Source organism: Paenibacillus rhizoplanae (assembly GCF_042684125.1).
GTDB lineage: Bacteria > Bacillota > Bacilli > Paenibacillales > Paenibacillaceae > Paenibacillus_AQ > Paenibacillus_AQ rhizoplanae.
On the sequence record NZ_JBHUKY010000053.1, the window covers coordinates 9,124 to 24,203 of the forward strand.

14 protein-coding genes, 1 rRNA gene and 1 other RNA gene are annotated in these 15,080 nt (G+C 51.4%); 15 read left to right on the forward strand and 1 reads right to left on the reverse strand.

From position 1 onward, the window contains the following. Positions 1 to 1,098: S8 family peptidase (locus ACFSX3_RS23470; RefSeq protein WP_379313328.1), on the reverse strand; the 1,098-nt coding region annotated here is incomplete at its 3' end. Between the two features lie 544 nt (positions 1,099 to 1,642). On the opposite strand from ACFSX3_RS23470, the gene rpoE reads away from it, so the two are divergent. From rpoE to ACFSX3_RS23545, 15 genes are all read left to right on the forward strand, one after another. Continuing rightward, positions 1,643 to 2,194, forward strand: a complete 552-nt coding sequence (gene rpoE / locus ACFSX3_RS23475; protein ID WP_209994772.1) for a DNA-directed RNA polymerase subunit delta — start codon at positions 1,643 to 1,645, stop codon at positions 2,192 to 2,194. Between the two features lie 359 nt (positions 2,195 to 2,553). Further along, positions 2,554 to 4,161: a CTP synthase gene (locus ACFSX3_RS23480; protein WP_209994771.1), complete on the forward strand. Its 1,608-nt coding sequence runs from the start codon at positions 2,554 to 2,556 to the stop codon at positions 4,159 to 4,161. Positions 4,162 to 4,495: 334 nt separating this feature from the next. Further along, a complete protein-coding gene (locus tag ACFSX3_RS23485; RefSeq protein WP_036698896.1) occupies positions 4,496 to 4,882 on the forward strand; it encodes a response regulator in 387 nt (128 codons plus the stop codon). A gap of 206 nt (positions 4,883 to 5,088) precedes the next feature. Then, positions 5,089 to 5,943 carry a class II fructose-1,6-bisphosphate aldolase gene (fba, locus tag ACFSX3_RS23490; RefSeq protein WP_209994770.1) on the forward strand — a complete coding sequence of 285 codons (855 nt, stop codon included), beginning with the start codon at positions 5,089 to 5,091 and terminating at the stop codon, positions 5,941 to 5,943. 200 nt (positions 5,944 to 6,143) lie between these two features. Next, entirely contained in the window at positions 6,144 to 7,397 is a 1,254-nt protein-coding gene (locus ACFSX3_RS23495; RefSeq protein ID WP_209994769.1) for a UDP-N-acetylglucosamine 1-carboxyvinyltransferase, read from the forward strand. 145 nt (positions 7,398 to 7,542) lie between these two features. Continuing rightward, on the forward strand, positions 7,543 to 8,901 hold the full coding sequence (gene rho, locus ACFSX3_RS23500; protein WP_209994768.1) for a transcription termination factor Rho: 1,359 nt from the start codon (positions 7,543 to 7,545) through the stop codon (positions 8,899 to 8,901). 25 nt (positions 8,902 to 8,926) lie between these two features. After that, positions 8,927 to 10,204, forward strand: a complete 1,278-nt coding sequence (locus tag ACFSX3_RS23505) for a radical SAM protein (RefSeq protein WP_209994767.1) — start codon at positions 8,927 to 8,929, stop codon at positions 10,202 to 10,204. A gap of 125 nt (positions 10,205 to 10,329) precedes the next feature. After that, complete coding sequence (rpmE, locus tag ACFSX3_RS23510) at positions 10,330 to 10,527, forward strand: 50S ribosomal protein L31 (protein ID WP_209994766.1); 198 nt, start codon at positions 10,330 to 10,332, stop codon at positions 10,525 to 10,527. A 46-nt stretch (positions 10,528 to 10,573) separates the two neighbouring features. Then, an RNA gene (gene ffs, locus ACFSX3_RS23515) (signal recognition particle sRNA large type) lies at positions 10,574 to 10,842 on the forward strand. 215 nt (positions 10,843 to 11,057) lie between these two features. Further along, the gene (gene dnaX, locus ACFSX3_RS23520; RefSeq protein WP_209994765.1) at positions 11,058 to 12,827 is read left to right on the forward strand and encodes a DNA polymerase III subunit gamma/tau; all 1,770 of its coding nucleotides are present in this window, start codon (positions 11,058 to 11,060) and stop codon (positions 12,825 to 12,827) included. 49 nt (positions 12,828 to 12,876) lie between these two features. Then, positions 12,877 to 13,188, forward strand: coding sequence for a YbaB/EbfC family nucleoid-associated protein (locus ACFSX3_RS23525; protein WP_209994764.1), 312 nt, complete (start codon positions 12,877 to 12,879; stop codon positions 13,186 to 13,188). Between the two features lie 36 nt (positions 13,189 to 13,224). Then, complete coding sequence (recR, locus tag ACFSX3_RS23530; protein WP_209994763.1) at positions 13,225 to 13,824, forward strand: recombination mediator RecR; 600 nt, start codon at positions 13,225 to 13,227, stop codon at positions 13,822 to 13,824. A gap of 203 nt (positions 13,825 to 14,027) precedes the next feature. Beyond that, on the forward strand, positions 14,028 to 14,294 hold the full coding sequence (locus tag ACFSX3_RS23535; protein ID WP_209994782.1) for a hypothetical protein: 267 nt from the start codon (positions 14,028 to 14,030) through the stop codon (positions 14,292 to 14,294). A 28-nt stretch (positions 14,295 to 14,322) separates the two neighbouring features. Beyond that, positions 14,323 to 14,589 (forward strand): pro-sigmaK processing inhibitor BofA family protein, encoded by a 267-nt coding sequence (locus tag ACFSX3_RS23540; protein ID WP_209994762.1) that lies wholly within the window; start codon positions 14,323 to 14,325, stop codon positions 14,587 to 14,589. Positions 14,590 to 14,895: 306 nt separating this feature from the next. Beyond that, positions 14,896 to 15,080 (forward strand): 16S ribosomal RNA (locus tag ACFSX3_RS23545); the annotation flags it as partial.

The following is a 15,080-nucleotide window of genomic DNA, read 5'->3' on the forward strand; positions in this document are numbered from 1 at the left end:
GCCGCCCAGGGACGCGCGGCGCTGGCCCTTGCGCAGCCGCACCGGCGATGCGGTGCGGCGCAAGAGCAGCTTCAGCTCGCGGGGCGACAGCCCCGGCCGCAGCGCGAGCAACAGGGCCGCGGCACCGGTGACATGGGAGGTCGCCATGGAGGTGCCGCTCATTTCCTTGTACCCCTCCCGCAGCCAGCAGGAGGGGATGTTCTCGCCCGGACCGTACACATCAATGTACGGTCCGCGGTTGCTGAAGGCCGCAATGCGCTGCCTTCTGTCAAGGGCGCCTACGGCAATAGTCTCCGGATAGCGCGCGGGGTAATCCCCGCCGCGCTTGCCGTCGTTGCCGGAGGAAGCGATGATGGCGATCCCGGCCCGGTAGGCCTTGATCACCACATCATGCAGAGCCTTGCTCCGGTTCCTCATCCCGAAGCTCATATTAATGATATCGATTTTGTTCTGCACGCACCAATCGATGCCAAGAACAATGTCCGACACATAGGCGGAGCCGTTGTGGTCGAAAGCCTTGACCGGATAGATCAGCGCCCGGGGGGCTACGCCCATCATGTTGCGCGCACCTCCGGCGGCGGCCAGGGTGCCGGCAATATGCGTGCCGTGGCCGTTGTCATCCAGCGGCATCATGCCCCGGTTCAGCAGGTTTACCCCGGAGGCCAGGGCATGCCTGAGATCGGGATGGCGGAAATCTACGCCCGTATCAATTACGCCGATCTTCACATGGACGCCGGTCGATCTGGACCAGGCCTGCGGAGCGCGGATGGCCTTGATCCCCCAGGGCAGCAGAGCGGAACCGCTTTTGTCCGCCAGGACCGAGTGAACCAGAATCCGGTGGTCTTCTTCTATACATAGGGAGTCTGCATAACGGTCCATCAGGCGCTCTGCTCCTGCGGCAGGCACGAAGAAAGCCCGGATCAGCGTAGAGACCTGAACCTGCCGCAGACCAGGCTTTTTAGTCTTCAGAGATTTCCACTGCGATAGTGCGCCGGCATACATGCGGGGGTCGTTGAAGGTCACAATGTGCCGTGGGGCACTTTTGGGGGCAGCCTTCATTTCTTCAAGCAGCATCTGCCAAAATCCGTAATAATCCATAGGTTACGCCGTCCCCTCCTCGGTGCCGTGCTGCCATATTGTATGAGCGGGGGATGGCGTCCGAATGGGAACTTGCCCTTTTTTAACGAAATAGGCTGCCCATCGTGTCAAAAGCAAAGAGTTTACATAAAATGAACAGAGGGAACCGCGAGGCGCCCTGCAACATCCCGTAAGGAGCCGATCCTTGGCGTGGATACAGTCATGGCGGAGGGATAACCCCTCCGCCTTTTTGATAATAAAAGCGCGCTCAAGCTGTTCATATATATCGCCTTGTCCAGACGGACAAGCTTTCTTCAAAATATAAGAATTTATATGTTGCACACGATAACTTATCCTTCTATTTCTCGCTGAAACGAATGCCGTCCTTTCAAAGGACGGCAAAGCCGTTTCCACTTGATCAGAAGGGCCGCAGATTCTGTTTCCCGGATCTTGCTGCAATAGACTTGCAATTTACCCGCAAATAGGTTTTACTTAGGTTTGTTAATGGATATCATGAATAAAGCATGATTTAATGTGAACAATGCGTGAGAGGAAGTGTCCTTTAGTGAGTACGCCACTCAATTTAAAGCTGGACCCTGAGAAAGTAAAAGAAATGCCGATGGTAGACTTGGCCTTCCTGGTGCTTAAGGCAGCCAATACGCCTTACTACTACCGTGATCTGATGGTTGAGGTTGCCAAGCTGCGCGGGTTGACCGATCAAGAGAGCCAAGATACGATCGCCCAGTTATATACCGAGATTAATATTGACGGGCGTTTTGCCTGTGTCGGAACCAACCTGTGGGGCTTGAAGCGCTGGTACCCGCTGGAACGCTCCGATGACCCTGTCGGCAACACCAAGCGCGTGCGGATCATCAATGATGAAGACGACGATTTGGAAGATGACGACTTTGCCGATGAAGAAGAGAATTATGCTGCTGAGGAAGAGGATTTCGATGCGATTGATGAAGATCGTGACGACCTCTATTCCGACGACGACAGCGAAGAGGAAGTTGACGAAGATGTGGTCATCGATGAAGACGACGACATTGACGAAGACGAATCGGATGGTGAAGATTCCGAAGACGGCGAAGAAGACGATGCCGACGATGAGGACTAGGAAGAGCAATATTAGGATAGTCTTTGTGGCAGCGCAATTCCTCCCTTGACAGGTGCAGGACCGTCAGAGTAAACTATTGCATGGGCTTATAATGAAAGTTAATATTGTTTTCTAAAATAAAAAGTGCCCCGGGTCTACGGGTGTCACTTTTTTGTTTTTTTACAAAGATATGAAGGAATAGGCTTCGCTTAACTTGTATGCCAAGAAGCTGCGGTTTTCCGCGATTCCCAGGCCCGTGGCCTTGGATTTTGGCGGGTGGAAGCAACTTTCGGGTTCCCCGGTTGGATGATGGAAAAAAGGGATACGATAAGGGGCAAGCGTCCCCTGAATTTCTGGACTTTATTTAGGAGGGTTTTACAGTGACAAAGTATATTTTCGTAACGGGTGGCGTTGTGTCTTCCCTTGGCAAAGGCATTACCGCTGCTTCGCTGGGCAGACTGCTCAAGAACAGAGGTCTCAAGGTAACGATCCAGAAATTCGATCCTTACATTAACGTGGACCCGGGAACAATGAGTCCTTATCAGCACGGGGAAGTATTCGTGACCGATGACGGCGCGGAAACCGACCTCGACCTTGGGCATTACGAGCGGTTTATTGACATTAATCTGTCGAAGAACAGCAACGTAACGACAGGCAAAATCTATTCCTCGGTCATCAGCAAAGAACGCCGCGGAGAATATCTGGGAGGAACCGTACAGGTTATCCCGCATATTACGAACGAAATCAAGGAACGCGTATTCCGCGCAGGCCGTGAGACAGGCTCTGATGTAGTGATTACTGAAATCGGCGGCACCGTGGGTGATATCGAGAGTCTGCCGTTCATGGAGGCCATCCGTCAGATCAAGAGCGATATCGGCCGGGAGAATGTCATGTACATTCACGTGACCCTGATTCCTTATATCAAAGCAGCCGGAGAAGTAAAAACAAAGCCGACACAGCATAGCGTCAAGGAGCTGCGCAGCATCGGGATTCAGCCCAATGTGATCGTATGCCGTACCGAATATCCGTTGACCGACGATATGAAAGCCAAATTAGCTCTATTCTGTGATATCGATGCGAACGCCGTTGTAGAATGCCGCGATGCCTCGACGCTGTATGAGGTGCCGCTGAATCTGCGCGACGAAGGATTGGATGAGATTGTCGTCAATCACTTGAAGCTGACTACTCCTGCACCGGATATGCGTGAATGGGAGAGCATGCTGGAGCGGATTCAGAAGCTGGAGCGTACGGTTGAGATTGCCATCGTCGGCAAGTATGTGGCGCTTCACGATGCTTACCTGAGTGTGGTTGAATCTTTGTCCCATGCCGGATTTGCTTCCAATGCCGAAGTGAAGCTCCGGTGGGTAGATGCAGAGCTGGTGACCGATGCGAATGTGGACGAGCTGCTGGGCGGCATCGGCGGCATTCTGGTTCCAGGCGGCTTCGGCGACCGGGGAATCGAAGGCAAGATCTCAGCGATCCGCTATGCGCGGGAGCAGTCCATTCCGTTCTTTGGCATTTGCCTGGGAATGCAGGTGTCCGTCATCGAATACGGCCGTTCCGTGCTGGGACTGGCGGGAGCGAATAGCTCCGAGATCGATCCTACGACGCAGCATCCGCTGATTGACCTCCTGCCGGAGCAGAAGGATATCGAAGATATGGGCGGCACTATGCGCCTCGGACTGTATCCCTGCAAGCTTTTACCGGATTCACTTGCTATGTCCTGCTACGACGATGAGCTGGTCTATGAGCGTCACCGTCACCGGTATGAGTTCAACAATGCTTACCGTGATGAGATGGAGAAGGCAGGTCTGGTCATTTCCGGAACCTCCCCTGACGGTCGTCTGGTGGAGATTGTCGAGTTGCCGGGTCACCCTTGGTTCCTCTCCGTGCAATTCCACCCGGAATTCACGTCCCGCCCGAACCGTCCACAGCCGCTGTTCCGTGAATTTGTCAAAGCTTCGCTTACACATTCCGAGCAAATCTAACAATGTGATGAATAGGCCTGCCGGGCCTGCGGGAGCCCCCATTAGGGGGCTTCTTTTTTAAAAATATAATTTATAGGTTGCTTATCCTTCTAATTCTCGCTGAAACGTTGTTTGCTTTGCACAATAGCTTGCGGATTTCAAGGGGACTGTACTCCCGCTTTTCAACTGTAAATACACCTTTATATGGCATAGATTTACGCATTTTAGCCAATTAGCAGGATTTTGGCTGCAAAGCACGAATAATAGGTTTCGTATAGACTAAGTTGAAGCGGGGCCGTTAGCTGTGAGAGAGCGCGGTATGGACAATCTGCCTTAAACTCTGGGAGGGTATCGTATGGAAAAAAAGAAAGTGTTAATCGTGGACGATCAGAATGGAATCCGGATTCTCCTCATGGAAGTATTCAATAGTGAAGGTTATGCCACCTTTCAGGCAGCTAACGGGAAATTGGCGCTGGACATTGTCAGGAACGAATCGCCGGATATGGTTCTGCTGGATATGAAAATTCCGGGGATGGACGGACTCGAGATTCTCAAGCATCTGAAGGAGCTTAATCCGGCGATCAAGGTCATTATGATGACGGCCTACGGAGAGCTGGACATGATTAAGGAAGCGACCAAGCTGGGAGCCCTAATGCATTTTACCAAGCCGTTCGATATCGACGAGATGCGCGTTGCCGTCAATATGCACCTGCACAACAAATCCGTTGACCAATGCAGCTAGCTTAGGTGAATTATAGTTTGGGGACATCCTGTTATGGATACGCTAAAAGAGGAAATGATCCGTCGGCAAAGGGTTGGCTGAATATCGTCCCACCGGGACATTTTTTTGTGTATCCTATTTAGTATTTAACACAGGATGTGCTATAATAGGCCTGTATGTGATGTCGGCTTATATAAGCAACCCAATATTTTAGGAGGATTGAAACCATGCCATTAGTATCTATGACAGACATGTTGACCAAAGCACTTGAAGGAAAATATGCAGTTGGCCAGTTCAACATCAATAACCTGGAGTGGACGCAAGCGATTCTTGGTGCAGCAGAAGAAGAGAAGTCACCGGTAATCCTTGGCGTATCCGAAGGCGCAGCTCGTCACATGGGCGGCTTCTATACAGTAGTTAAGATGGTTGAAGGTCTTATTCATGACATGAAAATCACCGTTCCTGTAGCCATCCACTTGGACCACGGTTCAAGCTTTGACAAATGTAAAGATGCCATTGATGCCGGATTCACTTCCGTAATGATCGACGGCTCCCACCACCCAATCGACGAGAACATTGAAATGACTAAAAAAGTCGTTGAATATGCTCACGCTAAAGGTGTTTCTGTAGAAGCAGAAGTTGGTACTGTAGGCGGACAGGAAGATGACGTTATCGGCGGCATCCAATACGCTGACCTTAACGAATGCGTACGCATCGTCAAAGAAACAGGCATCGACACTTTGGCTCCTGCACTGGGTTCCGTACACGGTCCTTACCTGGGCGAACCAAACCTTGGATTCAAGGAAATGGAAGAGATTCGCGATGCGGTTAACCTTCCGCTTGTACTTCACGGCGGTACTGGTATTCCTGTACACGACATTCAGAAATCCATCTCCCTGGGTACTTCCAAGATCAACGTTAACACTGAGAACCAAATCGCGTTCGCTAAGGTTGTCCGCGAAGTTCTTGCTGCTAAACCTGATGCTTACGATCCGCGTACATTCATCGCACCGGGCCGCGATGCTATCAAGCAGACTGTTATCGGCAAAATCCGCGAATTCGGATCCAGCAACAAAGGCTAATTATTACCCTGCTGCATAACGTTTTTCCGCACAAGACCTTTCGTTTTCCTCAGAAACGGGTGCCGTCCTTCAGATAAGGACGGCGCAGCCGTTTCTTCTTCTAATCACCAATCACAAGCAGTCCTTATGTCACCTTAAGCCACAACTGGTATTGCCACAACAACAAGCTGCAATACACGTAGGGGGAACCAGATAAATTTATGGAAAAATTAATGATTGGCGGCGGACGTCCGCTAGAGGGCGTTGTAACCATCAGCGGAGCAAAGAATAGCGCCATTGCGCTTATTCCTGCAGCAATTTTGGCGGAGTCTGAAGTTGTGCTGGATAATTTGCCTGCGCTTAGTGATGTTGCCGTTTACTCCGAAATTCTGGAGGAGCTTGGCGCGAGCGTGTCTTGGACAGGCAGCCAAATGAGAATTAATCCCTCCCGTATCGTATCCATTCCCATGCCTAACGGACCAGTGAAAAAGCTCCGGGCCTCTTATTATATGATGGGCGCATTATTGGGCCGATTTAAGGAAGCGACTATTGGATTACCCGGCGGCTGTAATTTTGAGCCCCGCCCGATTGACCAGCATATCAAAGGCTTTGAAGCGCTTGGTGCGACCGTTACCAATGACCACGGCTCGATTCATCTGTATGCCAAAGAACTGCGCGGTGCCAAGATTTACCTGGATGTCTCCAGTGTCGGCGCCACCATTAACATTATGCTTGCGGCCTCCCGTGCCAAGGGCTCTACAATCATTGAAAATGCGGCTAAAGAGCCTGAGATTATAGATGTAGCTACCTTATTGAACTCTATGGGCGCTGTTATTAAGGGCGCCGGTACGGAGACGATCCGGATTGAAGGCGTAACTGAAATGCACGGCTGCCGCCATTCCATTATTCCCGACCGTATTCAAGCTGGAACATACATGATTGCTGCTGCGGCTACGCGGGGCAACGTGCTCATTGATAACGTGATTCCCAAGCATCTGGAGGCACTCACTGCCAAGTTGCTGGAAATGGGAGTAGACATAGAAGAGCTGGATGAGAGTATCAGAGTGATTGGCAAGGCCAAGTACGAGCCTGCCGATGTCAAAGCGTTAATCTATCCCGGATTCGCCACAGATCTGCAATCCCCGATGACCAGCATGCTGACTCAGGCTGAAGGCGTTAGTGTCCTGAGTGACTTCGTCTACAGTAACCGCTTCAAGCATGTTCCTGAATTGGTCCGCATGGGCGCCAAGATTCGTGTAGAAGGACGTTCTGCAATCATTGAAGGCGGCCGGCTGAATGCTGCCAAGGTGAAGGCTGCCGATCTCCGCGCAGGCGCAGCTCTGGTGATTGCCGGTCTTACTGTTGAAGAAGGTATCACCGAAGTGACAGGTGTAGAGTATATTGACCGCGGTTATGATAACCTCGTAAGTAATCTTCGCAGTTTGGGAGCCGATGTCTGGCGCGAGAACGAATAATGAGGATATCCGGATTGGCAAGGGCGAAAATTGGCTATTGAGTGCATATCCCCTTCCAATTCGGGTAATCCTATCCTAATAAGCAATTTCATAGACTCATAGTTTAGAACTCATCATACACAAATTGAATAGGTGGTTATAGCACATGGATCTTCAAATTTCCGATCTGGAAGAAATGAAGCTTACCGATCTGTATAAGCTGGCCAAGAAATACCAGATCCCTTATTACGGAACGCTTAAGAAGCGGGAGTTAATCTTCGCTATTCTTAGAGCACAGGCAGAGCAGAGCGGTCTAATGTTTATGGAAGGCGTGCTTGAGATTCTGCCGGAAGGCTATGGCTTCCTTCGGCCGATTAACTACTTGCCGAGTGCAGAGGATATTTATATCTCCGCCTCGCAGATCCGCAAGTTCGACCTTAGAAGCGGTGATCTGGTCTCCGGGAAATGCCGGACGCCCAAAGAGAACGAACGCTATTTCGGGCTCTTACAAGTAAATGCCGTCAACGGCGAGAACCCGGCAACTGCAGCTGAACGGTTACATTTTCCGGCACTTACGCCGCTTTATCCGCAAGTCAAGCTGCCGCTCGAAACATCCCCAGCTCATTTATCGACCCGCATCATGGATTTGCTTGCTCCAGTAGGACTAGGACAGCGCGGTTTGATTGTAGCACCTCCCAAAGCAGGTAAGACGCTCCTCCTAAAAGAAATTGCCAACAGTATCTCCATTAATAATCCCGAGATTGCACTGTTTGTCCTGCTGATCGATGAACGTCCTGAGGAAGTAACGGATATGCAGCGTTCGGTTAAAGGTGAGGTAGTGGCTTCGACATTTGACGAGCTGCCGGAGAATCATATCAAAGTGGCTGAGCTTGTATTGCAGCGGGCGCTGCGGCTGGTGGAGCACAAAAAGGATGTCGTCATTCTGCTGGACAGCATTACCCGTCTCGCCCGTGCCTACAATCTCGTGGTTCCGCCATCCGGCCGCACACTTAGCGGAGGAATTGATCCGGCCGCGTTCCATCGGCCTAAGCGTTTCTTCGGTTCTGCACGTAACGTGGAGGAGGGCGGCAGCTTGACTATTCTTGCCACCGCACTGATTGATACCGGATCACGGATGGACGATATTATTTATGAGGAATTCAAGGGTACAGGGAACATGGAGCTCCATCTGGACCGCAAGCTGGCAGAACGCCGGATCTTCCCGGCTATCGATATCCGCCGTTCGGGTACGCGCCGTGAAGAAGTATTGCTTAGCAAGGAAGAGCTGGATACAATCTGGTCGATCCGTAAAAATATGAATGAATCCTATGACTTCGTAGAAGGATTCCTGAAGAAGCTGCGCGACACCAAGACGAACGCCGAATTCCTGGCCTCCTTTGATGTGGCCGGAGGCAAGGATTCCTCTTCAGCAAGCGGTACCGCCAGCAAGGGCGGAACCTCGAACAGCGGATCGTCCGCCCGCCGCACCACGCGGCCCAAGGCCCCTTCTGTGCCGACTACCTGAGAATAGATAACAAGAGGAGAATAACATGTATTTGGTATATGCCGATGAACAAGGAAACGTATATGATCATCCCGAGCTGTATGCCCTGGCCCGCAGTGGCGATATGATCGTTGAGATACTGGAGGAAGAGCTGGTTCCGCTGCCTGAGGGGGCCACGCTGGTCGGGCTTCCGAGCACGCGGGCAATTGGGATGAATCCGGAGACCGGTGAGATGCTGCCGCTGCCGGCAGGTTCGCAGGCTGTCGGAGCCTTGCTGCCGCAGGGATACACCCGTCTGTGCCTGCCCGGTTACGTCAAGACAGACAAGACCTACAAGCTTCCGCTCTTCGGATATTCCGCTGTTGTGTGGAAGGACGGCGGATTCTATGTGGCGGCTGATCTTACGGATGATCCGGAGCAGTGGAACCCGCTTAACTGCGACCGGGATGATGTGAAGACCGGCGTGGGGGATCTGACTGCCAAGTACCCGGAGAACCGTCTGTATGATCACTTGTCTAACTGTGCGCTGGAATATGAATGCTTAACCTCGTCCAATACCTTTTTGGGCCGCTGGGAAGGCGCCGTTCCGGTCTCCTATTCCTGTAACGCCGGTTGCTTCGGCTGTATCTCTGAACAGCCTGATGACAGCGGGTTTGTGTCCCCGCAGACGCGGATGAACTTCCGTCCGACAGTGAATGAGGTTTCACAAGTAATGCTGGAGCACCTGAAGACGCCAGAATCCATTGTCAGCTTTGGACAGGGCTGTGAAGGCGAACCTTCTACCCAAGCGAAGCTGATTATTGAATCCATCCGTGAAGTGCGCTCCGTTACCGATATGGGCTACATCAATATCAACACCAATGCTGGATTAAGCGATCATATCCGCGGTATTGTGGATGCAGGACTTGATCTGATGCGGGTCAGTACGATCAGTGCATTGGATGACCATTATAATGCCTATTACAAGCCTCGCGGGTATACGCTGGCTAATGTAGAGAAGTCGCTGAAGTATGCTGCTTCACAAGGCGTATACACCTCCATTAACTATTTGATCTTCCCTGGGGTTACAGACCGGGAGGAAGAGATTGAAGCAATGGTGGAATTCGTCAGACGTACAGATCTTAAGCTTATTCAGATGCGCAATCTGAATATTGACCCGGAGAGCTATCTGGAGCTTATTCCCCCGGCCCGGGGTGAGATCCTTGGCATGAAGACCATGCTGGAGATCTTCCGTGAGGAGCTCCCGGAGGTTGTCATCGGCTCCTTCACCCATGTTCCTCCGGCGGAGCTGACCCGTGCCAAGCAGCGCAGAGTACAGCTCTAGGCCCCCGGATGTAAGTGCGGCCAGCCTATTGCAGAGCTTGGGCTTCACGTGCTAGAATGTAGCTTGCGTTTATCATATAACTCTAGGTCCGCATGAGGCTTAGGGCGTGAGAGGTGAGATTTCATATGCAAACAGCCATTCAACCCAAGTACAATCTAACGAAGGTAACCTGCGCTTGCGGCAACACTTTTGATGCCGGCTCAACAGTACAGGAGCTTCGCGTCGAAATTTGTTCAAGCTGTCACCCGTTCTTCACCGGCAAGCAGAAGTTCCTGGATGCCGGCGGCCGTGTGGACAGATTCAAGAAGAAATACGGCATATAATATGTATAGTTGATTTTTGCCTGTCCGTAAGCTATACTTATCTTCGCCGTGCTAGACGGGGAGGTAGCGGTGCCCTGTAACTCGCAATCCGCTGTAGCGAGGTTGAATTCCTGTTAGAGGTGCTGTCGATGTGAGGCCTTGGTTCCTATGGGCTGTGTTGACGGCTTGGTCCTCCGCAATGAGTGCTTGTGAACCTGGTCAGGTCCGGAAGGAAGCAGCCATAAGTGAGTTTACTCTTGTGCCGGAGGGTGGCCTAGCCCGAGCAGTTTTGTAGGGTTACCGCTTGGATCGCAGCCATCAATAACAGGTGCACGGTTTATATACGGTGATAATAGCGTCTTTGCTACAAGCAAAGATGCTTTTTGTTTTTCTAGGTAAGTTTGGCAATAAGATAATATTTCCCGCGATGACTAATATCCTTCCTTATCGGATGGTAAAGCTGCATCTACTTGGTCAAAGAGTTGGGAATATAGTATAATAAGTTAGCGACAAATGCCGGAAAGCGGCAGCCTGAGAGAGGGTAATGCATAGTGGAACATATCGCACTGTACCGTGCCTGGCGGCCGCAGTCGTTTCAAGATATGGTAGGGCAGCAGCATATTATCCAGACGCTGCAGAATGCGATCCGCGAACAGAGGGTTTCGCATGCCTATCTGTTCAGCGGACCGCGGGGGACCGGTAAGACGAGTGCAGCCAAGGTATTGGCCAAAGCAGTCAATTGCGAGCGGGGCCAAGGTCCTGAACCCTGCAATGAGTGTCCGTCCTGTCTGCGGATTACCGCAGGCAACATCATGGATGTCCAGGAGATTGATGCGGCATCCAACCGTGGCGTTGAAGAGATTCGCGATCTGCGGGATAAGGTGAAATATGCACCTACCGAAGTACGCCGTAAAGTGTATATTATTGATGAAGTGCATATGCTGACAACAGAGGCATTCAATGCCCTGTTGAAGACGCTCGAAGAGCCTCCGCAGCATGTGATGTTTATACTGGCGACCACCGAGCCGCATAAGCTGCCAGCTACAATTATCTCGCGTTGCCAGCGGTTTGATTTCCGCCGGGTCTCGCTGGAGGAACAGACGGGCCGTCTGACCGAGATTTGCCAGAAGGAAGGCATTACGGCAGATGCAGATGCTCTCCAGTATATTGCCCGCCTGTCTGACGGGGGGATGCGGGATGCGCTTAGCATTCTGGATCAGATCTCTTCCTTCACAGACGGGAATGTAACCTATCAGCAGGTGCTGGGGATGACCGGGGGAATTCCCTCCGAACAATTCGCGCGTCTGGCTAATGCCATTCTTGAGAGTGACATGGGACAGCTGCTGGAGCTTGTGGAGCAGATGATGCATGAGGGTAAGAGCGCAGATAAATGCCTGGAGAATCTTCTGTATTATTTCCGTGATTTACTGATGATCAAGATGGTGCCTGGAGCAGACCAGCTAACGGACCGCGTGCTGAATCCGGCCGATTTCCGCGACATGGCTGAGGCTTTTACCCGTGACCGGTTATTCCTGATTGTGGAGACGCTGAGCCGCTATCTGGGAGAGATGAAGTATGCGACCCATCCGCAGACTATATTCGAGGTAGCGCTGATGAAGCTGTGCAGCGGTCCGCAGGATGCTGCTGCTTCACCTGCAGGTGTTCTGGCAGTGAATGCAGCCGCGCCTGCAGCCGCGAATGGTTCTCCGCAGGTACAGTCTGGTGAGCTGGACCAGCTCAGACGGCAGATTGCCGCGCTGGAGAAGAAGCTGGAGCAGGCTATTCAAGCCGGTGGTGTTGCCAGCGGCGGGCGTGAGCAACCGCCTCCGAGAACAGCCGCTCCGAGTGCTCCGCGCGTATCCTCGGCCTCTAAGCTCCCGCCGCAGCTGGATAAGTATATTGCGGGTAAGGACAGTCCTGATTTTAGCGCGGTATATAAGCAGTGGAGTCTTGTTCTTCAGGGTGTGAAGGAAGAGAAGGTCACGGTACACGCGTGGTTTGTGGACGGTGAGCCGGTGGCGGTAATGGAAGATGCAGTGCTGGTTGCCTTTAAGAATACCATTCACCGGGACACGACAGAGAAGCCTGCGAACCGGCAGGTCATCGAGAATGTAATGGCTGCCAAGCTGGGTAAGCCGTACCGGCTGGTAACTATGATGATGCGCGACTGGAATGAAGCAGCGACGAAATCTGCGTCCTCGGCCAGTACAGAGGAGCTGCGTCTGGAGCATGAGCACGAGAGCGGCGAAGGCAAGTCCGAACCATGGATTGATGAGGCGATCCAGCTCTTTGGAGAAGACCTTGTTGTCATAAAAGAATAAGGATTCAGCTATCAGCGCAGAGATGCGCATCCCAAAGGAGAGATGATGTATGAATAATATGAACCAAATGATGAAGCAGGTTAAAAAAATGCAGGAGCAGATGCTCAAAGCCCAGGAAGAGCTAGGCGGCAAGACTATTGAGGGTTCTTCCGGCGGCGGCGTGGTTACCGTTCAGGTGAACGGCCACAAGAAATTGCTGTCCATTCAGATCAAACCGGAGGTTGTTGATCCGGAGGATATCGAGATGCTGCAGGATCTGGTGATCACTGCTGTTAATGATGCTCTTACCCAGGCTGAAGATTTGGCTAATAACGATATGGGTAAATTCACCGGCGGAATGAAGATCCCTGGTTTATTCTAGGCTTACTCCACTCCCGACCAAAGGAGAACCATTACTTTGTATTATCCAGAACCGCTAGCCAAGCTGATAGAAGCTTTTACACGTTTGCCCGGTATTGGTCCGAAGACAGCCGCCCGGCTGGCCTTTCATGTGCTGAATATGAAGGAGGACGAGGTGATTGATTTTGCCAAAGCCCTGGTCAGCGTCAAGCGTAATCTTCATTACTGCTCGGTCTGCTGCAACATAACGGATACCGACCCGTGCCGGATCTGCCAGGACAAAACCCGCGATGCTTCGGTAATCTGTGTAGTTCAGGACTCGAAGGATCTGGTGGCTATCGAACGAACCAAGGAATTTGACGGCTATTATCATGTGCTTCAGGGTGCAATCTCACCCATGGAAGGCCTAGGACCGGATGATATACGGCTGAAGGAGCTGCTGACCAGACTTAGCGATGAACGGGTGAAGGAGCTGATCATGGCTACCAATCCCAACATTGAGGGGGAGGCCACTGCCATGTATATCTCCCGTCTTGTCCGTCCGTTCGAGATCAAGATCACCAGGATAGCCCATGGCTTGCCTGTAGGCGGCGATCTTGAGTATGCGGATGAGGTAACCCTGTCGAAGGCGCTGGAAGGCCGTCGTGAGCTGTTCTGAGTGATGTGCAGTAGTGTTATGAGTATAGGGAGCCCGCGGGCTCCCTTTTTATTTTTCCGAAGAGTCGTTGCTATTCTGCTAAAAGTTATGCTAATCCCCGTCTCCGAGTTCTAAGTTTGTCCCTATTCCGATATGTATGAGATTAACGGGTGTGAATCACCGGTTGCACCTGCAGTTATTCATATATCTTAGGAGGGATTGCAATGGGATGGTGGAATACCAAATGGCTGAGCGGGAATATCGACAAGGAGAAGGTAGCGGAGACTGAAGAGGAATGGGGCACGGTGTATCAGGAGGTTTGCAAAGCGCAATCTGAATGGGAGAGAGCATATTTGATGTTTGATGAGGCACGGGGCCAGGATCAGATTGACTATGCGATCTATATTCTGGAGGCGGCTGAACGTAAATATCAGATACACCTAAAGGATGCCAAGAGGCTCGGGCTTAACCGGAGCCAGTTACAAGTATGAGCACACATAACTTGCGAGGGGGAATTCGATGCTAAGAACTGTTGCTTTGAGTGTACTGATTATATCGGGGGCGCTGCTGATCCTAACGGTATTTAGGAAAAGGCTGGGCTGGTCATGGCTGAGCGTATTTGGAACCCATCTTATATTGGCGGCGCTTGGCATTTATATTGTTAACTTCTCAGGGGTTCTAACGGATCTGCACATACCGCTTAACCCAACAACCATAGGTGCTGTAACCATTCTTGGGCTGCCGGGAGTAGTGATGTTACTGGGTTTAAAATTAACTTTGTTTTAGTGGTTGACGAAGACTCCTGATTCATGATACATTAAGTCTCGGCCCTTTGGACAGGTGATCCTCGGATTACTTGCTGGAAGCTAAAGCGAAAAAAGAAAATAAAAAAACGCTTGACTGAAACAAGGGTGCTGTGATATATTATAAAGGTCGCTGCTGAGACAAACATCAACGACTAAAGATGAGACATTGATCTTTGAAAACTGAACAACGAGTGAGTGGGAAATCGCTTCGGCGAGATCCAAAATGAGAGAGTGTAACAATTCTCGTCAGATGTTTCAAAATGAGCAATCGCTCTTTCTAAATACCAATTTGGAGAGTTTGATCCTGGCTCAGGACGAACGCTGGCGGCATGCCTAATACATGCAAGTCGAGCGGAGTTATGATGGAGCTTGCTCCTGACTAACTTAGCGGCGGACGGGTGAGTAACACGTAGGCAACCTGCCCTCAAGACTGGGATAACTACCGGAAACGGTAGCTAATACCGGATAATT